This is a genomic window from Campylobacter sp. W0066.1 (genome assembly GCF_024723635.1).
Lineage (GTDB): Bacteria > Campylobacterota > Campylobacteria > Campylobacterales > Campylobacteraceae > Campylobacter_D > Campylobacter_D lari_C.
In genome coordinates this window covers 74,334-97,641 of record NZ_JANQCW010000003.1, presented here as the reverse complement: position 1 = coordinate 97,641, position 23,308 = coordinate 74,334, and the positions used below count along the sequence as shown (strand labels likewise).

The 23,308-nt window shown below is 31.3% G+C and carries 22 protein-coding genes; 16 read left to right on the top strand and 6 right to left on the bottom strand.

Translation table 11 applies throughout. The annotated features are described in order from the left end of the window. The first annotated feature begins 54 nt into the window (after positions 1–54). From CAMP18497_RS01950 to CAMP18497_RS01930, 5 genes are read left to right on the top strand one after another with little or no spacing between them, the layout of a single operon-like run. A complete protein-coding gene (locus CAMP18497_RS01950; protein WP_039617578.1) occupies positions 55–834 on the top strand; it encodes a fumarate reductase cytochrome b subunit in 780 nt (259 codons plus the stop codon). Further along, positions 818–2,809 (top strand): fumarate reductase flavoprotein subunit, encoded by a 1,992-nt coding sequence (locus CAMP18497_RS01945; RefSeq protein WP_039617579.1) that lies wholly within the window; start codon positions 818–820, stop codon positions 2,807–2,809. Before CAMP18497_RS01950 ends, CAMP18497_RS01945 begins: the two co-directional genes overlap by 17 nt. Further along, positions 2,802–3,527: a fumarate reductase iron-sulfur subunit gene (locus tag CAMP18497_RS01940; RefSeq protein WP_012661078.1), complete on the top strand. Its 726-nt coding sequence runs from the start codon at positions 2,802–2,804 to the stop codon at positions 3,525–3,527. Before CAMP18497_RS01945 ends, CAMP18497_RS01940 begins: the two co-directional genes overlap by 8 nt. Further along, on the top strand, positions 3,505–5,730 hold the full coding sequence (locus CAMP18497_RS01935; protein ID WP_337212297.1) for a dynamin family protein: 2,226 nt from the start codon (positions 3,505–3,507) through the stop codon (positions 5,728–5,730). Before CAMP18497_RS01940 ends, CAMP18497_RS01935 begins: the two co-directional genes overlap by 23 nt. Then, positions 5,720–7,537: a dynamin family protein gene (locus tag CAMP18497_RS01930; protein WP_337212296.1), complete on the top strand. Its 1,818-nt coding sequence runs from the start codon at positions 5,720–5,722 to the stop codon at positions 7,535–7,537. Before CAMP18497_RS01935 ends, CAMP18497_RS01930 begins: the two co-directional genes overlap by 11 nt. Here the strand turns inward: CAMP18497_RS01930 and CAMP18497_RS01925 are convergent. After that, positions 7,527–8,111: an NAD(P)H-dependent oxidoreductase gene (locus CAMP18497_RS01925; RefSeq protein WP_337212294.1), complete on the bottom strand. Its 585-nt coding sequence runs from the start codon at positions 8,109–8,111 to the stop codon at positions 7,527–7,529. The genes CAMP18497_RS01930 and CAMP18497_RS01925 overlap by 11 nt on opposite strands. A 415-nt stretch (positions 8,112–8,526) precedes the next feature. Between CAMP18497_RS01925 and rrpA the strand changes: the two genes are divergently transcribed. After that, complete coding sequence (gene rrpA / locus CAMP18497_RS01920; RefSeq protein ID WP_087700365.1) at positions 8,527–8,856, top strand: MarR family transcription factor RrpA; 330 nt, start codon at positions 8,527–8,529, stop codon at positions 8,854–8,856. Further along, on the top strand, positions 8,853–9,305 hold the full coding sequence (locus CAMP18497_RS01915; RefSeq protein WP_039640860.1) for a lipocalin family protein: 453 nt from the start codon (positions 8,853–8,855) through the stop codon (positions 9,303–9,305). Before rrpA ends, CAMP18497_RS01915 begins: the two co-directional genes overlap by 4 nt. Here CAMP18497_RS01915 and CAMP18497_RS01910 read toward each other — a convergent pair. Beyond that, positions 9,302–10,384: an NAD(P)-dependent alcohol dehydrogenase gene (locus CAMP18497_RS01910; protein ID WP_337212290.1), complete on the bottom strand. Its 1,083-nt coding sequence runs from the start codon at positions 10,382–10,384 to the stop codon at positions 9,302–9,304. The two genes, CAMP18497_RS01915 and CAMP18497_RS01910, sit on opposite strands and share 4 nt — an antisense overlap. 180 nt (positions 10,385–10,564) lie before the next feature. Here CAMP18497_RS01910 and CAMP18497_RS01905 point away from each other — a divergent pair, with 180 nt between their 5' ends. Beyond that, positions 10,565–11,635 (top strand): Fic family protein, encoded by a 1,071-nt coding sequence (locus CAMP18497_RS01905; protein ID WP_337212288.1) that lies wholly within the window; start codon positions 10,565–10,567, stop codon positions 11,633–11,635. Positions 11,636–11,664: 29 nt separating this feature from the next. Beyond that, on the top strand, positions 11,665–12,180 hold the full coding sequence (locus tag CAMP18497_RS01900; RefSeq protein ID WP_052243067.1) for a DUF1643 domain-containing protein: 516 nt from the start codon (positions 11,665–11,667) through the stop codon (positions 12,178–12,180). On the opposite strand, the gene CAMP18497_RS01895 is transcribed toward CAMP18497_RS01900, so the two are convergent. The 4 genes from CAMP18497_RS01895 to CAMP18497_RS01880 are packed head-to-tail and all read right to left on the bottom strand — an operon-like array spanning position 12,177 to position 15,587. After that, positions 12,177–13,358 carry a molybdopterin molybdotransferase MoeA gene (locus tag CAMP18497_RS01895; protein WP_337212284.1) on the bottom strand — a complete coding sequence of 394 codons (1,182 nt, stop codon included), beginning with the start codon at positions 13,356–13,358 and terminating at the stop codon, positions 12,177–12,179. The two genes, CAMP18497_RS01900 and CAMP18497_RS01895, sit on opposite strands and share 4 nt — an antisense overlap. Position 13,359: 1 nt before the next feature. After that, entirely contained in the window at positions 13,360–13,806 is a 447-nt protein-coding gene (locus tag CAMP18497_RS01890) for a molybdopterin synthase catalytic subunit (protein WP_337212282.1), read from the bottom strand. Positions 13,807–13,809: 3 nt separating this feature from the next. Next, on the bottom strand, positions 13,810–14,031 hold the full coding sequence (locus tag CAMP18497_RS01885) for a molybdopterin synthase, small subunit (RefSeq protein WP_039617593.1): 222 nt from the start codon (positions 14,029–14,031) through the stop codon (positions 13,810–13,812). A gap of 11 nt (positions 14,032–14,042) precedes the next feature. Next, positions 14,043–15,587: a multicopper oxidase family protein gene (locus CAMP18497_RS01880; protein WP_337212280.1), complete on the bottom strand. Its 1,545-nt coding sequence runs from the start codon at positions 15,585–15,587 to the stop codon at positions 14,043–14,045. A gap of 144 nt (positions 15,588–15,731) precedes the next feature. Between CAMP18497_RS01880 and nspC the strand changes: the two genes are divergently transcribed. From nspC to CAMP18497_RS01845, 7 genes are all read left to right on the top strand, one after another. Further along, the gene (gene nspC / locus CAMP18497_RS01875) at positions 15,732–16,895 is read left to right on the top strand and encodes a carboxynorspermidine decarboxylase (protein ID WP_337212278.1); all 1,164 of its coding nucleotides are present in this window, start codon (positions 15,732–15,734) and stop codon (positions 16,893–16,895) included. A 136-nt stretch (positions 16,896–17,031) separates the two neighbouring features. Then, on the top strand, positions 17,032–17,961 hold the full coding sequence (locus CAMP18497_RS01870) for a formate dehydrogenase subunit gamma (protein ID WP_115645114.1): 930 nt from the start codon (positions 17,032–17,034) through the stop codon (positions 17,959–17,961). A 63-nt stretch (positions 17,962–18,024) separates the two neighbouring features. Continuing rightward, complete coding sequence (locus CAMP18497_RS01865; protein ID WP_337212276.1) at positions 18,025–18,705, top strand: TorD/DmsD family molecular chaperone; 681 nt, start codon at positions 18,025–18,027, stop codon at positions 18,703–18,705. A 175-nt stretch (positions 18,706–18,880) separates the two neighbouring features. Continuing rightward, positions 18,881–19,084: a twin-arginine translocation signal domain-containing protein gene (locus CAMP18497_RS01860; RefSeq protein WP_012661099.1), complete on the top strand. Its 204-nt coding sequence runs from the start codon at positions 18,881–18,883 to the stop codon at positions 19,082–19,084. Positions 19,085–19,100: 16 nt separating this feature from the next. Next, positions 19,101–21,923 carry a formate dehydrogenase subunit alpha gene (locus CAMP18497_RS01855; RefSeq protein ID WP_337212274.1) on the top strand — a complete coding sequence of 941 codons (2,823 nt, stop codon included), beginning with the start codon at positions 19,101–19,103 and terminating at the stop codon, positions 21,921–21,923. Positions 21,924–21,933: 10 nt separating this feature from the next. Beyond that, positions 21,934–22,503 (top strand): formate dehydrogenase FDH3 subunit beta, encoded by a 570-nt coding sequence (fdh3B, locus tag CAMP18497_RS01850; protein ID WP_039617607.1) that lies wholly within the window; start codon positions 21,934–21,936, stop codon positions 22,501–22,503. Between the two features lie 55 nt (positions 22,504–22,558). Further along, positions 22,559–23,287 carry a winged helix-turn-helix domain-containing protein gene (locus tag CAMP18497_RS01845; protein ID WP_337212273.1) on the top strand — a complete coding sequence of 243 codons (729 nt, stop codon included), beginning with the start codon at positions 22,559–22,561 and terminating at the stop codon, positions 23,285–23,287. Positions 23,288–23,308 lie beyond the last annotated feature (21 nt).

Below are 23,308 nucleotides of genomic sequence, written 5' to 3'. Positions count from 1 at the left end.
AAGTTCTATAATTGCTCCGATATTAAAACTTATCAACTTTTAAAAGGAGTAAATATGAGCCAACTCATTGAAGGTTTTTTAGGCAAGAGTATTGATGGCAAAAAAAGTAAAATGCCAGCAAAACTTGACTATATTCAAAGTGCAACAGGCTTGATTTTAGGCTTGTTTATGTGGGCACATATGTTTTTCGTTTCTACCATTTTGGTTAGTGATGATTTTTTTGATTCAGTGGTTCACTTTTTAGAACTAAAATTTATCATTAATAGCCCTATGATGAGCTACATCACTTCTTTCTTAGCTGCCTGTGTTTTGGTTATTTTCTTTGTGCATGCGGGTCTTGCAATGAGAAAATTCCCTATTAATTTCAGACAATACCAACTTTGTAGAACACACTTAAAATATATGAATCATGGTGATTCTTCTTTATGGTGGGTTCAAGCTGCAACTGGTTTTGTAATGTTTTTCTTGGGTTCTGCACACTTAATTTTTATCATTACTAATGCAGATAAAATCAGTGCTGATATGTCAGGCGATAGAGTAGTGAGCCATTTTATGTGGTTATTTTACATTGCCTTATTAATCTGTGTCGAGTTGCATGGTAGTATTGGTTTATATAGATTATGTGTAAAATGGGGTTGGTTTGAAGGTAAAGATGCAAAAGAAAGTCGTAAAAAACTTAAAAAAGCAAAATGGTTTATTAGTATTTTCTTCTTAGTTTTAGGTGTATTAAGCTTAGCTGCTTTTGCAAAAATAGGCTTTAATAATTACCAAAACAACTCTGTAGCGCAAATAGTAAAAACTTATGATGGAGCTAAATATGAACATACAATATAGTGATGCTTTAGTTATCGGTGGTGGTCTTGCAGGTTTAAGAGCTGCTATTGAAGTTGCAAAAAGTGGTCAAAGTGTAACTTTATTAAGTATTTGTCCGGTTAAAAGATCTCACTCAGCTGCTGTGCAAGGTGGTATGCAAGCGAGTTTGGGAAATAGCGTTAAAGGCGAGGGAGATAATGAAGATGTGCATTTTGCTGATACAGTAAAAGGGTCTGACTGGGGCTGTGATCAAGAAGTTGCAAGAATGTTTGCACAAACTGCTCCAAAAGCTGTGCGTGAGCTTGCTGCTTGGGGTGTGCCTTGGACTAGGGTTACAAAAGGACCTAGAACTGTAGTTATCAATGCTCAAAAAACTACCATTGAAGAAAAAGAAGAAGCACATGGTCTTATAAATGCAAGAGACTTTGGTGGTACTAAAAAATGGAGAACATGTTATATTGCTGATGCGACAGGACATTGTATGCTATATGGTGTGGCAAATGAAGCGATTAAACATCAAGTTAAAATCATCGATAGAATGGAAGCAGTAAGAATTATCCATGATGGTAAAAAATGTCTAGGGGCTATTGCTAGAGATTTAACTAATGGAGAATTAATTGCTTATGTTGCTAGAGGAACTATGATTGCAACAGGTGGTTATGGTAGAATTTATAAACAAACTACAAATGCTGTTATTTGTGAAGGTACAGGAGCTGCTATTGCACTTGAAACTGGACTTTGCAGACTTTCAAATATGGAAGCAGTGCAATTTCACCCAACTCCAATCGTACCAAGTGGTATCTTACTAACTGAAGGTTGTAGAGGTGATGGTGGTATCTTAAGAGATGTTGATGGTTACCGCTTTATGCCTGATTATGAGCCTGAGAAAAAAGAACTTGCAAGTAGGGACGTTGTAAGTCGTAGAATGATGGAGCATATTAGAAAAGGAAAAGGTGTAAAAAGCCCTTATGGAGATCATTTATGGCTTGATATTTCTATCCTTGGTCGTGCTCATGTTGAAAAAAACCTTCGTGATGTTCAAGATATTTGTAAGACATTTAATGGTATTGATCCTGCTGATGAGGGTCCAAAAGGCTGGGCGCCAGTTTTACCTATGCAACATTACTCAATGGGTGGTATTAGAACTAAACCAACCGGGGAAAGCCAATGGTTAAATGGTCTTTTTGCGTGTGGTGAAGCAGCTTGCTGGGATATGCACGGATTTAACCGCTTGGGTGGAAATTCATGTTCAGAAACTGTTGTTGCAGGTATGATCGTAGGAGATTATTTTGCACAATATTGTAAAGAAAATGGTAATGATATTGATACAAATATCGTTAAATCTTTCCTTTCTAAAGAGTATGATTACTTAAAATCTCTTGTTAGCAAAGAAGGAAAACATGATGTATTTGAAATCAAAAACAGAATGAAAGACATTATGTGGGAAAAAGTAGCTATCTTTAGAACAGGCCAAGGTCTTGAAGAAGCGGTTAAAGAGCTTGAAGAGTTATATCATAAATCACTTGATCTAAAAGTACATGATAAAGAATTAAAATGTGCAAATCCAGAGCTTGAGGAAGCTTATAGAGTTCCAAGAATGCTAAAAATTGCTTTATGTGTTGCCTATGGTGCGCTTTTAAGAACAGAAAGCCGTGGGGCTCATTATAGAGAAGATTATCCAAAAAGAGATGACTTAAATTGGATGAAAAGAACAAATACTTACTGGGTAGAAGGTGAAAGTATGCCTAGAGTTGAGTATGAAGATCTTGACATTATGAAAATGGAAATCCCACCTGCATTTAGAGGTTATGGTGCTAAAGGAAATATCATTGAAAATCCATTAAGCGAAAAACGTCAAGCTGAAGTTGATGCGATCCGCGAAAAAATGGAAGCAGAAGGCAAAGGTAGATATGAAATTCAACATGCTTTAATGCCTTATGAATTACAAGCTAAATTTAAAGCACCAAATCAAAGAATAGGAGTTGATTATGAGTAGAAAATTAACAATAAGAGCATTTAAATATAATCCATTAAGTAAAATTTCTAAGCCTCATTTTGTTACTTATGAGCTTGAAGAAACTCCATTTATGACGATTTTTGTGTGCTTAACTCAAATCAGAGAAAAAATGGATGCGGATTTGAGTTTTGACTTTGTATGTAGAGCAGGGATTTGCGGAAGCTGTGCTATGATGATCAATGGTAAGCCAAAACTTGCTTGTAAAACATTGACAAAAGACTATCCAGATGGCGTTATAGAGCTTATGCCTTTACCTGCATTTAGACACATAAAAGATTTAAGTGTTAATACAGGTGAGTGGTTTGATGGTATGTGTAAACGCGTTGAAAGCTGGGTACATAATGAAAAAGAAACAGATATTTCTAAACTTGAAGAGCGTATTGAGCCAGAAGTTGCTGATGAGACTTTTGAACTTGATCGTTGTATAGAGTGTGGAATTTGTGTTGCTTCTTGTGCGACTAAGCTAATGAGACCTGACTTTATCGCAGCTACTGGACTTTTAAGAACAGCTAGATATTTACAAGATCCACATGATCACAGAACTATAGAAGATTTTTATGAATTAGTGGGCGATGATGATGGTGTATTTGGATGTATGTCTTTGCTTGCATGTGAAGATAATTGTCCAAAAGAACTACCTTTACAAAGCAAAATCGCTTATATGAGAAGACAGCTTGTCGCTCAAAGAAACAAATAATCCTAGCCCCCAAGAAAAGGGGGCTCTTAAAACCTTACTAAAACAAATTTGGCAAAATCATAGCGTTTATCTTGACACAAATACACTTTTTGATGAAAGTTTGATTGATACTCAAAAAGCAGCAATTCTTTTAAGTACTAATCTTGATAATTATGAAAGATTTAGCGCTTTAAACGAATTTAAAAGTTTGATGAAAAGTTTAAATTTACGCTTAGATCTTTATGGTATTCAGTATGCGCAGGTTTGTTTTATTAATGCTTTAAATTTAGGAATTTTAGATAAAAACGAGCTTTTAAAATCCTTGGAAAAACTTCAAAAAATCACCGATAATACTTTAATACATGCTTTTGTATCTAGGCAAAAAATTATTCAAAAAGATTACAAGCAAGAAGTTAAAAACTCACATCAAACACTAGATCTCATTAACCAAAATTTACAAGAGCTTTGCGAAGATGAAAAAGCTCAAAAGCTCTTACAAGAAGCTTTGGTTAAATTTAGCAATATTGATTTTTCTATCGCGGTAACAGGTGTAGTAAATGCAGGTAAATCAAGTATGTTAAATGCACTTTTAAAAAAGGATTTTTTAGGTGTATCTAATGTACCTGAAACTGCAAATTTGAGCGTTTTAAAATACGGCAAAGAGCAAAAAGCTAAGATATATTTTTGGAGTGAAGAAGAATGGCAAGATATTTTAAAAAGCTCCAAAGATAATCAAGATATGCAAGAACTTATAAAACAATTAGAACAAAATTTTAATCTAAATGAATATATCGAAAAAGAAAATAAAAATATAGAAATAAAAATTGAAGAATTAAAAAATTACACTAGTGCAAAAAACAAAATCTCAGCACTTATTAAAAAAATAGAGCTTTTTTCATCGCTTGATTTTTTAAAAGATAATGTTTGTATAGTTGATACTCCAGGACTTGATGATGTGATCATCCAAAGGGAGCTTTTAACAAAAGCTTATATAAGTAAAGCTGACTTTTTAATCCACCTTATGAATGCTTCTCAAAGTCTTAGTCAAAAAGATTGTGATTTTATTATAGAATGTTTGGTGACTTCAAGGGTAAGTAAGCTTTTGATTGTGCTTACTAAGGCTGACTTGCTTAGTCAAAAAGACTTGCAAGAAGTAATTAACTATACTAAAAATAAGCTCAAAGAAAATTTAGCACAAAAGCAGCTTAGCCAAGAATTATTAGATAATGTAGATTTTGTGTGTATTTCTTCAAAACTAGCTAATGATTTTTATCAAAAAAAAGGTGGAAATTTAGAACAAAGTAATATTTTAACACTAGAAGAACTTATAGCTAAAAGCTTATATAATAAAAACAAAATCGCTCTAAGTGCTTATAAAAAAGAATTGTTATTGCATTTAGAAAAAATAGAAGAAAAAATTAAATTTTCTAATAAAATGCTAAATTATGAAAGCTTTGAGTTTGATAAGCAAAATCAAACTATTATCAATGATTTTAAAGCAAAAAAAGAAAAATTAATGCAAGTAAAAGCAGAGCTAAGTGCTATTTTTAGCACAAAAGATGAAAATACTCAAGAGATTTTAACGCTTTTGCATTTGCTAGCTAAGAAATTAAAAGAAAAACTTATAGATGAGCTAAAATATAATCAAAATAATAAAATCAAAAACAACACTCAAAGATTAAACACTATCATTGATACGACTTTAAAAGATGGAATTTTTGATCTTTTAAGAGAGTTAAAACAGCAAAGTGAGTATAAGGTCAATGAGCTTAAAAACACTCTAAGTGTGAAATATGATTTTTTAAAAGCTATTTTAGAGCAAAATTGTGATGATTTTAAAAGTAAGGTTGAAACAAAAATAGAAAGCATTTTCACTAATGATCTTTTTATGACATTGAAAGCGGAACTTTTAAAAAATTTAGAGTCTACTCAAGATATTTATAAACTAGAAAGCTCTTTAGAAAATCAAATTTTAGAAAAATTACAAACATTTAATATAGAAAAAATCGCCCTAGATTTAAAAAATAATCAAGAATTTTTTACTAATTTAGAGCTTAGTTTAAATTTATACGAAAAAGAACAAGAAGAACAAATCAAAGACTTAAAAGACTTGATTTTACAAATAGAGCAAAATGAACAAAACTCCAAAGAGCTTTTAGAAAAAAACAATACAAAATTACAAAGTTTAAAGACTTTAAAAACGGAGCTTTTAAATGCAAAATGATTTGATTAATGATTTTTTAAAAGCTTATGAAAATGCTTATTGTAAAAGTTTTGATGATAGTTTTGAAGGAAAGATTTTAGCAATAAAAAATGCATTTTTAGAGCCGAGTTTGCATTTAAATGATGTCTTTTTAAAAGATCTTGAAATGATTATAGCTAGCTATAAAAGAGCCATTAATGTGGCTATCATAGGGCAATTTTCCAGCGGTAAATCCACGCTTTTAAATTTAATTTTACAAAAAGAATGCCTGCCAACAGGTGTGGTGCCAGTGACTTTTAAGCCCACTTTTTTACGCTATGCTAAGGAGTATTTTTTAAGAGTTGAATATGAAGATGGTAGTGATGAGATTGTAGATATAGACGAGCTTTCTAAATTTAGCGATCAAAGAAATGAACTAAAAGAAACTAAAAGTTTGCACCTTTTTGCACCTATTGAGCTTTTAAAAGATATCACGCTTATAGATACCCCAGGTTTAAATGCAAACACTACCGATACGCTAACTACTTTTAAAGAACTTTCTTTTATGCATAGTGCTATTTGGCTTAGTTTGATTGATAATGCAGGTAAAAAAAGTGAAGAAGATGCTATAAAAGCAAATGCCAAACTTTTAGAGCGTGGCGGGATTTGCGTGCTTAATCAAAAAGATAAGCTAAGCCAAGATGAGCTAGAAAATGTTTTAAATTATGCACATTTAGTTTTTGATAAGTATTTTGAAAAAATTATCGCAATTTCATGCAAAGAAGCAAAATTTGATTTGCAAAAGTCAAATTTACCTTTACTTTATGAGTATTTAAAAGAACTTGATTATGAGCGCATTAAAAAAGATTTTGTTAAAGAAAAACTTAGTAATTTATGCGAGCTTTTGTCAAATCAATATGATTTATTTCAAAATGCGCTAGAGCAATTAGAGCTTAAATTTAATACTATTTTGCAAACTTTCAAAGTAAGCAAGCTAGAGCAAAAAATAAAAATTTTAAATCATAATTGTTTAGATAAATTAAAACTTGTTGGAGAAAAAATTTCTCAAGAAATTTTAAAATTTATCAAAGAAAAAGATAGTAGTTATTATAAAGAAGCTAAGGGCTTATTTAAGAAAAATCTTTATGAAAAAGTTGCTTATAAAGCACCGTATCTTTCAAGTGATGACGCGTTTTTGGCTATGTTTTATAACTCTGAAGCAATGAATAAAGAATTTAAAAGATTAAAAAATGAAATTGCTTTAGAATTTAGTCAAATCAAAGATGATTTTTCCTTATTTTTTACTAATTTAGAAGAGCAAATTTTGCTTTTTAAAGCTCAATTTTCAAATTTACAAAAAGAAAATGCCTTAGAAAGTGAAAAAGAATTTGCTAGTTTTAGAAGCTTTGCTAGTGCTAGCGAGGAGCTTTTTTTAAAAGATTTTAAGCAATTATTATTTAAAAGCCAACTTGAGCTTGATTTATTTTTAGAAAAGCTTAATCTAAAAGCTTTGGCAAATTATGAAAGTGCTACTAAACTTACTTTGGGATTTTTTAGCACTAAAATGAATGCGAGTAAAGAATTTTACGAGCTTGATAGCACCGAGTTTAGCTTGTATCATCCAAAAGTAAGTGAAGTACATCAAAGAGTATTAACCGAGCTTAATGTCTATGAATTTGAAGATTTACTTTTAAATAAGCCCGTAGTTTTAAAAATTTACAAAAATTATATGCAAAGCTTTGTTGATTTTATTGAAGCTAAAAGACAGATTGTTCTGAATTTAAAAAATGAATTTGAAGCTAAAAAATCAATGATTTCTAGCATCAAATCCCAAATTTCTAAGCTTTAAAAATTTTTTCTAAGTGCGCCTTGTAGTTTGTAAAATATTCTTGCACTTGAGGATTTTTGATTACATCATTAGCTATAAAAGTAGGTAAAGCACTCATACCTAAGAACTCATGCGCTTTGTGAAAGTGTAAATACACTCCATCAACCCCAGCTCCATTAAAAAATTCATTCTCATCATCAAATGCTTGCATTGGAGCATTCCAAGTTAGTGAAAGCATGTATTTTTTATTTTTTAAAAGCCCGCCTGTGCCATAATTTTTAGTAGGTTCGTTATGACTTCTACCATCGTTTTTATAAAATACTCCATGCCCAGCTGTAAAAACATCATCAATGTATTTTTTCACTATCCAAGGTTCTCCCATCCACCAACCAGGCATTTGCCAAATCAAAACATCAGCATTTAGAATTTTTTCTACTTCATCGTTTGTGTTATAGCCTTGATCTATGTGTGTTTGCTGGATTTGTAAACCAAGATCTTGTAGGGTTTTAAGTGCAAGTTCATGTAAGCTTGTGTTTAGTCTTCCTTTAGAGTGTCCAAAGTCTTTTGCACCATTTAATAACAATGCTTTTTGCATATTTTTCCTTTTTATGTTTTTAAAATTATAATTTAACTATAATTTTATTTCAATACTGAAATTTATGTAAGATACTATACTATAAGAAAGTGTAATTATATTTTTATACTATTAAGGTAGAATGTATAGAATAAGTATTTTTACTTTTTGATCTTGAAGTTAGAATATACTGAAATATATTATAAATTAAATCAATGTGAAGCATTTTGCTTCACATATTATTTTTCACTACTGTCTTTTTCTTTTTTCTTTTTCCATAAATGAAGCGCAACTCCACATGCACCACCAACAATAGCAGCAATGATAAGATTTGTGATGAAATCCATAGAAATCCTTTTTAATGTGTTTCATTTTGATAAAAAATGATTTTGGATTATAATATAAAAAAGCATAATACTATATTAAAGGAAAGTATATGGAAGAAAAGTGCGATTTTACAGAATGTGGGTTTAACTATACCTTGTCTTTGATTTCGGGAAAGTATAAGATGAGTGTTTTGTATTGTTTGTTTCGTTATGAAGTTGTAAGATATAATGAGCTTAAAAGATATCTTGGCAATATTTCTTTTAAGACTTTAACGCATACTTTAAGAGAGCTTGAAAATGATGATCTAATTACGCGTAAAGAATACCCACAAATCCCTCCAAAAGTAGAATACCGCCTTGCTAAAAAAGGACAAAGTTTAATTCCTATTTTACAGGCAATGTGTGATTGGGGTGAGGCAAACCAAAAGGAAGAAAAATGATAGAATTATTAGATGATATAAATTTAGAAAAATACATGGGTACATGGTTAGAAATGGCCAGAAAACCTGCTTTTTTTCAAAAAACTTGCAAAAGTGCTAAGGCAGAATATGAGCTAGAGTATGAAGGCTCTACGCCTATAATCAAAGTTAAAAATATATGCACAAAAGAAAATGGAGAAATCTCTCAAGCAAATGGCAAAGCCAGGGTAAAATCACCAAGAGCTTTGGCGGTTAAATTTAGTATATTTATGAATGTTTTTAACAAACCAAATTATGAGATTATTTACATTGATACAAATTATCAAGTTTCTATCGTAGGTAGTCCTGATAAAAAATATCTTTGGATTTTATCAAGAGAGATTTTAGCAAAAGAGCAAATAAACTCTTTGCTTGAAATAGCCAAGCAAAGAGGTTTTGATACTAGCGATGTGATTTTTGATGAGTATTAATTCTCTGCACTCATATCGATTACATAGCGGAATTTGGCTTTTCCTGAAGTGAGATTTTCATAAGCTTTGTCAATCTCACTTGGTTTGATGAGTTCAATTTCAGGATAAATTCCATGTTCTAAAGAAAAATCAAGCATTTCTTGAGTTTCTTTAATGCCTCCAATAAGCGAGCCATATACTTTTTTACCTGCTTTAAATACAAAATGAATAATGTTAATGCTAGGACTTACTTCATGTGGAGGTAATCCTACTATAGCCATTTCACCACCAAATTTTAACAAATCCATATAAGCTAGCGGATCATAAGGCGTTGGTATGGTGGAGATGATGAGGTCAAATCTTTCTTTTACCACACTTTTGTCTGTACTAGTATAAAAATTACTCACACCCATAGCTAGAGCTTCTGCTTTTTTGTTCTCATTTCTTGCAAAAACACTTACTTTTGCACCCATTTTTACAGCATATTTAACTGCCATCATACCAAGTCCACCAAAACCTGCTACGGCTACACTTGAGCCTTCTTTTATATTTGAAAATTTAAGCGGTGAATAGGTAGTAATACCCGCACAAAGTAAAGGTGCTACTTTGTCAAGTGGTGCATTTTTGGGTACATTGATAGCAAATTTTTCACTTACTACGATGTTGTTTGAGTAGCCTCCATAGGTGTTTTCATTATCATGAAATACATCTTTGCAGTTATAAGTGTAGATGGTTTTACCATTTTCGCAAAATTGCTCTTGAGATTTTTTGCATGCTTCGCATTCTCCGCATGAGTTTACCATACATCCAACCCCAGCAAAATCACCTATTTTAAATTTACTCACATTTTCACCCACTGCGATAACTTCTCCTGCTATCTCATGGCCAGGTACGCAAGGGTATGTTGCCTCGCCCCATTCGCTTCTTGCGGTGTGTATGTCACTATGACAAATTCCTGCGTATTTGATAGCGATTAAGATGTCGTTTTTGCCTACTTTATGGCGTGTGAATTCAAAAGGTGTGAATTTAGAATCCTTGCTAAGCATGGCATAACCTTTACTTTTAACACAACCATTTTCTAAAAAGATTTTTGAGTCCATTTTCTCTCCTTTGTGGTTTTTGAAATTATATTAAAGCTAGGTTTTTATTGCAATAGGGAAAATAAAGTAAGATACTATACTAAAGGTGTGTAGAATTAATATGTTAAAAATTTTTGATTTTTTTAACATATTTTTTTATAATGTTAAAAAATTTTATAAATTTTAACATATGGAAAAAACATGAAAGAGTTTATACCGCCAAAACTACCTTTAGATATAAAATTAAACGCAAATATTTATAACCTTATCATCAAAGCTTCAAGAAAATTAGCTGAATTAAATGGACTTAGTAAAAGCATTCCAAACCCAAATATTTTAATCAATGCTTTAATTTTGCAAGAAGCTAAAGATTCAAGTGAGATAGAAAATATTATTACTACTCATGATGAGCTTTTTTTATCTAAAATTGATGAAAAGAAACTCACAAGGGCAACAAAAGAAGTAAAAGACTATGAAAATGCTTTAAAAAAAGGATATGAGCTTTTAAAAAAAGAGCAATTATTAAGAAATGCTCATATTTTAGAAATTCAAAAAAGGTTAGAAGGAAATAATGCAGGTTTTAGAAAACAAAGCGGAACCATGCTTAAAAATCCTATTACAGGTGAAATTAAGCATATACCACCACAAAATTTTGATGATATACAAGAGCTTATGAAAAATTTAGAGCAATACATTAACGATGATACTCTAGATGAACTTGATTTTTTAGTAAAAATGGCAATTATACATTATCAATTTGAAAGCATACATCCTTTTTATGATGGAAATGGTAGAACAGGTAGGATTATAAATATACTTTATTTAGTATATAAAGGGCTTTTGGATTTGCCTATTTTATATTTAAGTGCTTATATAGTTAAAAATAAAGATGAATATTATTCTCTTTTGCAAAAAGTACGCGATGAAGATGCTATTTTAGAATGGGTAGAATATATACTAAAAGGTGTAGAGCAAACTGCTATAAAGACAATTGAAACTATTATTATAATAGAAAAAATGATGAACGATGTAAGCGATATTTTGCAAAATAAAACAAATTTTTATAGTAAAGATTTTGTAGAACTTTTGTTTTCTCACCCTTATACAAAAATAGATTTTTTAATAAAAAAACTAGATATTTCAAGACAGAGTGCTTCAAAATATCTTAAAATTTGTGAAAAATTAGGGGTTTTGGAATGTGTTAAAATAGGTAGAAATAATTATTACATTAATACAAAACTTTTAGGACTTTTTAGAAAAGAAATTTTTTGATAGTTTAGTATATTAAATTAAGGTTATGCATGAAAAATTATGATATATATGTATATGATGAAAAGTGTAGATATGTTTTAGGAAAGAAATCAAATAGTATTTTACTATGCATAGGAATCAATCCTAGTATTGCAACTGATAAAAAAGCTGATCGAACCATAAAAAAATTAGAAAATATAATTAAATTTAATAATTATGAAAGCTTTGTAATGTTGAATATTTATCCAGAAATTTCAACTAATCCAAATAAACTTCCTTATGGATATAATGTTGATATACATAACAAAAATTTAGAGTATATAAATCACATTTTATGTGAATATAAAAATGCGGATATTTTGGCTTGTTGGGGAAATTTAATTAATATAAGAGAATATTTACATGTGCTATTAAAGGATATTTTTACTCAAGATAAATTTAATAAAACAAGAAAATGGTTGTGTTTGGGGGTTACAAAAACTAATAACCCAAGACATCCATTGTATTTAAAAAATGATACCAAAATAATGCATTTTGATATGAAAAAATACTTATGTAAAAACTAAGGCATTAAAACAATATCCACTAAATCATTTTCTTTTATATCATCATGTGCTATCATAAGTGCGGCTTTGTGGTTAAGGTTGTTGATGATAGCACTTGAGCCTTGTTTTTTGCCTTTTAAATTGGCATAAATTTTTCCATCTTTAAATTCTACATTACATGCTACAAATTCTAAATGCGGACTTTTTTTCTTATAGTCAGTATTTGCAAATGCTTTAAATACATAGTCTTTTTCTTGTAAAAGCCAAGCATTTAAAAGTTCTCTTACGTATAAATTAAACATCACCATAGCCGAGTACGGAAAACCCGGCAGGGCAAAGATGTATTTATCTTCAAATTTGGCTATTTTGATGTGTTTGCCAGGTTTTACATCGACTTTGTCTATGATGATTTCATACTCTTTAACAGCTTGCTTTAAAAAGTCAAAATCCCCCATGGAAACTCCACCAGTGGTAACTAAAATATCACACGCATTAAGTGCTTGTTTTAAAACACTTGGAGTTTTTTGCATATCATCTTTTAAAAGTGGGAAAATTCTAGCTTCAGCACCAAGTTTTTTTGCCATATTAGCTATGGCTACATGGTTTGATGAGCGAATTTGTGCAGGGTGCTCTAAGCTTTCGCCTAAGTCTTTGATCTCACTTCCACTACTTAGCACGCCTATGATAGGTTTAGCAAAAACACTAATGTGAAAGTGTCCAAGCTCGGCTAAAAGTGCTATCTCGCTATAACCTAGTTTTACACCTTTTGTGAGTAAAATTTCACCTTTGGTGTAGCTCTCGCCCACCTTTCTTACAGCAAAACCTTGAGGAACTTTTTCTTTGATGTAAATCACACCTTCTTTAACTTCTACTTTTTCCACAGGCACTAAGGTATCACAACCCTCACTCATTAAAGAACCTGTAAAGGTTTTAACACATTCTTTATTTTGTATTTTAAAGCTTGGAAAAACTCCAGCAGGCACTTCACCTATAATAGACAAAGCCTCATCTTGCTCGCTAAATTTGATCGCATAGCCATCCATAGAAGCAGTGGGAAATTGAGGGCTATTAGTAGAAGCTTTGATATCTATGGCTAAAATTCTATCTAAGCATTGTGTTAAAGCAATGTTTTCTATCTTTTCATATGCTTGTATGTGTGAATGAAGTATGTCTAAACTTTGGCTATAAGAAGTTAGCATTTTAGTCCTTAGTGCTTAAAATTCCTGTTCCTTGAAGTTTCAAAGAGCGTTCTTTGGCATAAATTTTTTCGCCATTAATGATATCATATTTCCATATAGGTGCACTTGCTTTAAAATCTTCTACAAAATCATTAATTAGCTTAAGTCCTAATTTTCTTTGCTTGCTTAAAACCCCAGCAAAATAAGAACTTTCATGCACCTTAACCTCGCCGATAGAGTGAGCAAACATCAAGCTTACATTTTCATTTGCAAGTTTTTGACACCATTTTTCAAACCAAGTTTTTAATAAAGGCTCATATATATCAAAACTCAAAGCCTCAATCTCATCTTCAGCCCTCACTATACCACAAAATGTGATCAAAGCTCCGCAGTTTTTATCTTTAGCATATTCATACCATCTAGCGTAAATGCTAGGAATTTCTAAGGCTCCTTGATGTAATTCAAACATAACTCATCCTCCACAAACCGGTGGTAATAAGCATATTTTATCCCCATCTTTTAAGGTGGTTTCATCATCAAAAACCATTTCATCATTTAAAGCAACCGCACAAAGCTCAAGCCATTCTTTTAAGCTTTCATCTTGCCCTAAAATTGCTTTTAATTCTTTAAGATTACTTACATTTAATTCTAAGCTTTCTTTGTTAATTGGCCCTAGAAATTCGACTTTTACCATTTTTTTTACCTTTATTCTTTTATTTCTAAAATTCCCATCATTCCAAGATCTTCATGCTCTAAAATATGGCAGTGAAACATTCTAATACCAGTAAATTTTTGACTCATTCTAAGTCTTAATTCTTCCCCAGGTCTTACATTAATCGTATCTTGCAATGCTCTGAATTTTGCTTTTGTTATTTTACCCTTAAATTTAGAAGAAATGAGTTCAAATTGTGTTCCGTGTATATGGAAAGGATGATCCATATGTGATTTGTTTTTTACTACCCATTCTTCTACTTCATTTAATTTTGAGGTTAAATCCGTTCTATTCATATCAAATGTTTTACCATTGATTAAAAACATAGAAGCAAGGCTTTTTTTGATTTCTTCTTCACTTTTTTTACTCATACCATGCATTTGCATATGATCTTCACTCATAATTACTTCTTTAAAGCTTGTAGCTTCTTTTAAAGGTGGAAATTCGCGTAGTTTTTCAGGTATGTTTTCTATAGTTTTTTCTACTTTAAGATCAGCTAACATAAGAGTGTAAGGTTCTTCTTTAACAAGCATTTTATCGCGGTCATAATAAATGCTTTCAAGTTTAAAATCACCCTTACTTGCTTTGATTAGCACTTCTACTCTTGAAGTAGGACTTAAAAATAACTCATCTAATTCAACGCCTTTTTCTATAAGCCCTCCATCAGTTCCTACTAAAATAAATTTAGCACCTTTAATGCGTAAATTTAAATATCTTGCCGCACAAAAATTATAAATACGAATTCTTTGAGCTTTGTCAAGCGTTATTTTTGGCTTTAATTGTCCATTGATAAGAACTAAATTTCCTTCTCTACCATTGAGCCAGTCAAATAAATTATTATCAGGAATTTGTGCATTTTCATCTAAACGCAAATCACTAATCACCCAATCTTGCTCTTGTAAGTGCGATAACGCATCTTTTTTAGCTTTTACTACAAATACCCCTGCTAAGCCTTTATAAACTTGCTTTGCTGTGGTGTAGTGTGGGTGCGGATGATACCAGTAAGTTCCTGCTGAATTTTCTCCAAGTTTAAAGCGATAAATTCTTTCTCTACCAGGCATGATAGGATCGTGTGGGTTGCCATCTTGTTCAGGTGGTATGTCAAGTCCATGCCAGTGGATTGTAGTTGGCTCTTTTAAACTATTTTTTACTAAAATTTCTACAGTGTCACCTTCATAAACTTCTATTTTAGGTCCAGGTATAGAGCCATTGTAAGTAAAACATTTTGTTTTTTTACCTTTAACAAGTTCTATTTGACTTTCTTTGATTTCTATACTTGATCTAAAGAAATTTTTCTTTGTACTTGTGTTTTTTAGAAGTTTTAAATTTGCTAATGTTTGTCCGCTAGGAAAGTTTTTTTCATCGAGTAGTTTAATGTTTGGATTTTCTAGTTTGATAAAAGAAGTATCGATTTCTTTTACTTCTTTTTGTGTATGTTTTGAGTGCATATTGTGATGAGAATGATCTCCCATTGCATAAGCACTGCTAATACTTGCTAAACCTAAAGCATTAAATTTTAAAAATAACCTTCTGTCCATTAAATTTTTACTCCTAAATTAATTTTGATTTGGATTTTGATTATAACTATTATTTGATTAATGATTGTAAATTATAAAAACAAGATATAATTTTAATATGATTTGTTATACAAGTGGTTTTAAATCAAAAATTAAGGATAAATAATGCTAATTAAAAATCATCTAGATAAAGACTTTCAAACCCCTGCTTATATTTTAGAAGAAGATAAACTTAGAAAAAATTGTGAACTTTTGGCTAAAGTAAGTGAGCAAAGTGGAGCAAAAGTTTTGCTTGCGTTAAAGGGTTTTGCTTTTTCAGGTGCTATGGATATAGTGGGTGAGTATCTATCAGGCTGTACTTGTAGTGGGCTTTGGGAAGCTAAATTTGCAAAAGAATATATGGATAAAGAAATTCATACTTTTTCACCTGCTTTTAAAGAAGATGAAATAGATGAAATCATAGATCTTTCACATCATATAGTATTTAACTCTTTTAATCAGTTTAAAAAATTTAAAGACAAAGCAAGTAAAAAGTCTCTTGGTTTGCGTTGTAATCCAGAGCTTTCAGTGGCTCCAAAAGAACTTTATAATCCTTGTGGTAGATTTTCAAGATTAGGAATTCGTGCGATTGATTTTGAAAATGAAGATTTAAGTGCCTTAAGTGGGCTTCATTTTCATGCTTTATGTGAAGAAAGTGCGCATTCTTTAGAGCTTGTGTTAAATGCTTTTGAAGCTAAATTTTCAAAATTTATTAAAAATATGAAATGGGTTAATTTTGGCGGGGGTCATCATATTACAAAAGAAGGCTATGACACGCAAAAACTAATTGATCTTTGTAAAAAATTTAGCGATAAATATGGAGTGCAAGTGTATCTTGAGCCAGGCGAGGCTATAGGTTGGCAGTGTGGGACTTTAGTTGCAAGTGTAATAGACATAGTAGAAAATGAGAAAAAAATAGCTATTTTAGATACTTCAAGCGAAGCTCATATGCCAGATACTATCATCATGCCTTATACAAGCGAGGTTTTAAATGCTAGAATTTTATCAAGTCGTGATGGGGAAAAATATAGCGAGTTAAAAGAAAATGAATTTGCTTATTTGCTTGGTGGCAATACTTGCCTAGCAGGAGATATCATGGGTGAGTATGCTTTTAATCAAGAGTTAAAAATAGGACAAAAAATAGTATTTTTAGATCAAATTCATTATTCTATAGTTAAAAACACCACTTTTAACGGAGTAAGACTTCCAAATTTAATGTTCTTAGATAAGAATGAAAATTTATCTATGGTAAGAGAATTTGGCTATGAAAATTATTCAAAAAGAAACTAAAAATTGAGTTTTTTTGTAGTTTTTTGCAAATTTATGTTTTTTAAATAAAACTTTTTTTAAAATAAAAATGGAAACTGAAAATTAACAAAACTACAACGCTAAGCTTTTTCTAGCGTGTAATGTTTAGGAGTAATTTATGCATAGGGTTATACTAGCTCTTTTAGCCTGTTTTAACTTTCTATTTGCTCAAGAAAATTTTGAAGTTAAAAATACTCAAATTTGGGATGCGCAAAGAGTGATGAATATAGAAAGTTATCAAAATTTTGGTGCTTTGTGGACTAAACTACAAGGTGAGTATATTGCAAGTGCTGTTTTGATTATACTTATAGTGGTTATTTCAGCTTTTGCATTGCACTATATGGTCATAGGTCCAAAGAAATTTTCTCATGATGGTAAGAAAATTTATGCCTTTTCAGTATTTGAAAGATTGTTTCATTTTGTAGCGGCAATTTCTTGGATTATCCTTGTGCCAACCGGACTTATTATGATTTTTGGATCTTATTTTGGTGGTGGATTCTTTGTAAGAATGTGTAAAAACTTACATGGCATTGCTACTATTTTATTTATCATTTCTATTATTCCTATGCTTTTGTGTTGGATTAAAAGAATGCTTCCTGCAAGTTATGATTTAAGATGGATGATGATAGTAGGTGGATATTTAAGCAAAGAGAAAAAACCTGTGCCTGCGGGTAAGTTTAATTTTGGTCAAAAATCTTGGTATTATATAGCTGTTTTTGGTGGCTTTTTGATGATAATCACCGGTGCGTTTATGTTTTTCCTTGATTTTAATTCTACTTCTTTACAGTCTATTTTTGGAATTTCTCATATAGATATTTTAAGAGCTTCAGCTATCATCCATAATATTTTGGGTATTTTATGTGCAGTATTTTTTGCTATTCATATTTATATGGCTGTATTTGCTATTAAAGGAAGTATCCACTCTATGATTAGTGGTTACAAAGAAGAAGAGGAAGTTTATATTTTACATTCTTATTGGTATAAAGAATTAAGCGATAAAAAACAAATCAATCCATCATTTACTTACGATTCTAAAACAAAATTTTAAAATCTCACTTGATTTTTTTAAATTTTCCTTGTTATAATCAAATAAAAATAACAAGGAAAATTAATGATACAAGATATTGATCTTTCGCGTAAATATTTTTATGAATTTTTTTCAAAAGCTTTTAATTTTATTGATGAAAATGAGTTTAAAATTTGGCATGAGCAAGTTTTAGTTTTAGCTCAAAGTCCTTTAGATGATAGTTTGAAACCTGATTTTGAAAAACTTAGTGCATGTGATTTTACAAGTTTTAAAGAAGAACAAAATGCGGTGTTTTTTGATTTTTCTTATGTGAATGTGCCTATTAGTGCTTCTTTTTATGATGAGGGTAGAGATGATGGTAAAATGAAGCTTCAAGCTTGTGAAATCATTAGAAAAACCAAATTTAGAAAAAAAGAAGATTGCAGACAAAGTGAAGATGAATTTGGTTTTTTGTTTGCTTTTATGGCAAGTATTATTGAGCATGATTTAAAAGTTGCACAGCAATTATTTCGTTTTGTGATAAACCCTGTAATAGATGAGTTTATAGAAAAATTGCAAATTCACAAAAACTCAAATTTTTATATTGCTATTGCTAATATTATGAAAGTCTTTTTTGCAAACGAAAGGGCTTATTTAGAAGTACAAGCACCTATAAGAAAAGAAGGCAAAAGCGTAGCAGATGAAGCTTTACAAAGACTTCCTTACGAACCAAGACTTCCTACTAAATTTAGTAAAACAAATATAGAAGAACTTAGCAAATTATAAAAATTAATATGTATTTTGTTACCAAAATACATATTATCAAAATCATCTTTTTATGAAAATAGAAATTAAATAAAATCTTAAGTGAAAATATGCAAAATTTACTCTGTTAAGTGCGTAAATACTTTGAAAATAAGTATTTATAGTTATTCTTTACTTTTATTTCAAAGGAGAGAACATGGAGGCCAATCAAAGAAGGGATTTTTTAAAAAAATCTTTGAAAATTGGTGCTTTAGGGGTAGTAGCTGGAGCAAGTGTAAATGCTTTAGCTAAAGATGACTACCAAGAGCAAAATACCGTAGTTTTAGGAAAAAGTACTAAAAAAGAAGTGCTTTATAAAAAAACTATGCATTGGGAAAAATACTACAAAATAGCTTATTAATTAAGAAAGGAAGAAGATGGCATTAGCAAGAAGAAATTTTCTTAAGCTTGCTGGTATTGCTGGTCTTGGAAGCGCGGCTTTTGGTAGTGAAAACAAAGCTATTAGAGATGCAAGTGAACAAGAAGTAGCAAATCCTTATCCAGATTCTAAGATTGTTAGAACAATCTGTAGTATCTGTAGTGCAGGCTGTGGAATTAAAGCAGAAGTACAAGATGGAGTTTGGGTGCGTCAAGAAAACGCTATAGAACATCCTATTTCTCAAGGATCACACTGCTGTAAAGGGATAGATCAAATCGATCTTACCAAATCAAAACAGCGTATTAAATATCCTATGAAAAAAGAAAATGGCAAATGGGTACGTTTAACTTGGGAACAAGCTATCAACGAAATTGGCGATAAAATGCTTGAAATCCGTAAAGAAAATGGACCTGATAGCGTTATGTTCTTAGGTTCAGCTAAATTTAATAACCAACAAGCTTATTATTTTAGAAAATTTGCAGCATTTTGGGGTACTAATAATATAGACCACGTTGCTAGAATTTGACACAGCGCAACAGTCGCCGGTGTGGCGAATACATGGGGTTATGGCGCTATGACAAATCATTTTGGTGATGTGACTAAACATTCAAAAATGATGATTATTTTTGGTGCAAATACTGCTGTGGCTAATCCTATTGGATTTAAACACTTATTGCAAGCAAAAGATCGTAATAATGCTAAATTAGTAGTTGTAGATCCTGTATTTACAAAAACTGCAGTGCATGCTGATGAATATGTGAGAATTCGTCCAGGTACAGATATAGCTTTAGTTTATGGTATGCTTCATTTAATCTTCAAAAACGGTTGGGAAGATAAAGAATTAATCAAAACTAGAACTTATGGGGTTGAAGAAATAAAAGCAGAGGCTGCTAAATGGACTCCTGAAGTTGTAGAAGATGTAACAGGTGTTCCGGCTGCTCAACTTGAAAAAATCACAAGAATGTTAGCTACAATTAAACCTGCTACGCTATTTTGGGCTTTAGGTATTACTCAACACTCAGTAGGTAGCTCTAATACAAGAATCCTAGCTATCTTGCAACTTGTTCTTGGTAATATAGGCAAACCAGGCGCAGGAACAAATATCATCAGAGGTCATGATAATGTTCAAGGTGCTACTGATATGGGTTGTTTGGCTGATACTTTACCAGCTTATTATGGACTTGATGATAATGCTTGGAATCATTTTTCTAATGTATGGAATGTTGAGAGAGAGTATTTAAATTCAAGATTTTATTCTAAAGAATGGATGCATGAAAAAGGCTTTTCACTAGCAAAATGGTGGCAAGGTGTTTTACATGAAGAAAAAACTTATTCAAACTCACCTATCCGCGTACTTTGGGTGCAAGGAACAGGTATTACTTCTATGGCACATACGGTAAAAATTCAAGAAGCACTTAAAAAACTTGATATGATCGTAATTGCTGAGCCTTTTGTAAATGAAGTAGCAGTTTTAGCAGATCGTCCAGATGGTATTTATATTATTCCTGCTTCAACCCAATTTGAAACAGAAGGTTATGTAACAGCGACTAACCGTGCTATGCAATGGCGTTCTCAAGTAGTAAAACCAATTTATGAAAGTAAAGAAGATCAAGAGATTATGTTTGCTTTTGCTAAAAAATTTGGTTTTTATAAAGAATACACTCGTGGTATGAAAATGGAATTAAAAGATCATAAACTTGTACAAACAAGAGATGATAATGATGATAATTTCATATGGCCTGATGATGCCACAAGAGAAATGAGTAATGGTCTTTTAAGTATAGGCTTAAGAGGTATTTCAGCTGAGCGTCTAAGAAAACACCAGCAAAATTGGGAACATTTTGATCCTGATACTCAAAGAGGTATTGGTGGTGAAGTTAAAGGCGAATATTATGGTTTACCTTGGCCTTGTTGGGATAAACAACACCCAGGCACTTCTATCATGTGGAACACAGATATTCCTTATGAAGAAGGTGGTATGGGCTTTAGAAATCGCTTTGGTTTAGAGCATGATGGGCATTCTCAATTAGCAGATGAAACTTTTACTCCAAAAGGATGTAAAGTTAAAGGTGGCTACCCACAAATTACTAAAGAAAATATCGAAAAAGTATTTAATATCAAACTAAGCGATAAAGAAAAAGAATTAATGGGTGCTAGCTGGAGCACAGATATTTCAGGTATAATCTTAGAAAAATGTAGAGAAAAAAGTGCTTGTTGTTTAGGTAATGCAAGAGCGAGAATGAAAGTTTGGGAATTTGCTGATCCTATTCCGTTGCATAGAGAGCCTATTCACTCGCCTCGTTGGGATTTGGTTAAAAAATATCCTACTTGGGGTGATCAAGAGAAAAACTTTAGGGTTGAGAGTAAATTTATTAGCGAGCAACAAAAAACAGATTGGAGTAAAGAGTTTCCAACTATTATTTCAAGTATGCGCTTAGTAAATTTAAGCGGTGCGGGTATGCTTGAGAGAACTAGTAAATATCTTGCTGCAATCACACCTGAGATGTTTGCTAATGTGCACCCTGAACTTGCTTTAAAATATGGTATAAATGATGGTGATATGATGTGGATTCATTCACCACAAGGCACTAAGATTAAAGTAAAATGTGTGCATAATCATTCAGTTACGCCAGATAGAATTTGCTTGCCTTATAATTTTGCAGGTATTATGCAAGGTGTGGATTTAAGTTATAATTATCCTGAAGGTACTAAACCTTATACTATAGGGGAAAGTTCTAACACGGTTACTAACTATGGTTTTGATATAAATACGCAAATTTCTGAGTTTAATGCAGGACTTTGCAGACTTGAAAAGGCTTAAGGGGTAAGTTATGGCTAGAATGAAATTTTATGTAGATAATAATCGCTGTATTTCTTGCTTTGCTTGTCAAGTAGCTTGTTCAAGTGCGCACGAAGTGCCAGTAGGAATTAATAGAAGAAAAGTAATCACTTTAAATGAAGGTATAGAAGGCAAAGAGTTTTCAACAACTCTTGCTTGCCAACACTGTACAGATGCTCCGTGTGAGCAAGTTTGTCCTGTAAAATGCTTTTATATTAGAGCTGATGGTATTGTTTTACATGATAAAAAAACTTGTATAGGTTGTGGGTATTGTCTTTATGCATGTCCTTTTGGTGCTCCACAATTTCCAAGAGATGGTGCTTTTGGTATTAAGGGTGAAATGGACAAATGTACTATGTGTGCAGGTGGTCCTGAGCCTACTAACTCTCATGAAGAAAGAGAGCTTTATGGACAAAATCGTATCGCAGAAGGTAAAGTGCCTATGTGTGCTGCGGTTTGTTCTACAAATGCACTTTTGGTTGGTGATGCAGCTGAAGTTAGTGCAATGTATAGAAAAAGAGTTTTACTCAAGGGTCAAAATTTAGGACTTGATGTAAAATAATTCAAAGGGTGTTTACAAGCACCCTTTTTTACTACTTATAATCCAAGGTTAATTCATGGAAGAGCTAATTTTACAAATTCAAAAAAATCTTGATGAAAATAATAAACTTACTTGTAAAAAAGCACTAGAACTTTTAAAACAATATTCTAAAGAAGATTTTCAAACTGCTATAAAAGAATTAGGTGTAAAAATTTCAGATTGTGAGTTAGGTCAATTTGGCAAGTTAAACAAAAATATAGCAAAAAGTGAAATTTTAGAAAAATTGGAAGCAAAATTAGATTCTAAGCGTCGCATATCATGTAAAGATGCTTTAGAATGTGCTAAAAACTTTAATATGGCTGATATGAGAGCTACACTTAAAACTTATAAAATTGATGTTAAATACTGTGAACTTGGTTGTTTTGAAGAAAAAAAGGGTAAAAAATTTCATGTAAAAAGTAAAATTTGGGTAGAAAATCCTGAAGGAGAATTGCTTTTTGGTAAAGGTAAAACAGATATTTTAGAATTAGTAGGAGAATGTGGAAGTATTTCCCAAGCGGCTAAACAACTAGGGATTAATTATAAAAAAGCATGGCTTTATATACAAGATTTAGAAAAAAATATGAAAGAAGAATTGCTCATTGCTAAAAAAGGAAGAGGAAGTGAAGCTGGTAGCAAACTTACTCCAAGAGCTTATGAATTAATTCAAAATTTTAAAATTTTACAACAAGATGTAGAAGAATATACCAATAAACGCTTTAAAGAATTATTTTTTAAGAAAAATCAAGAAAAAAACAAAACTTAATTTGAATACAAGTTATAACAA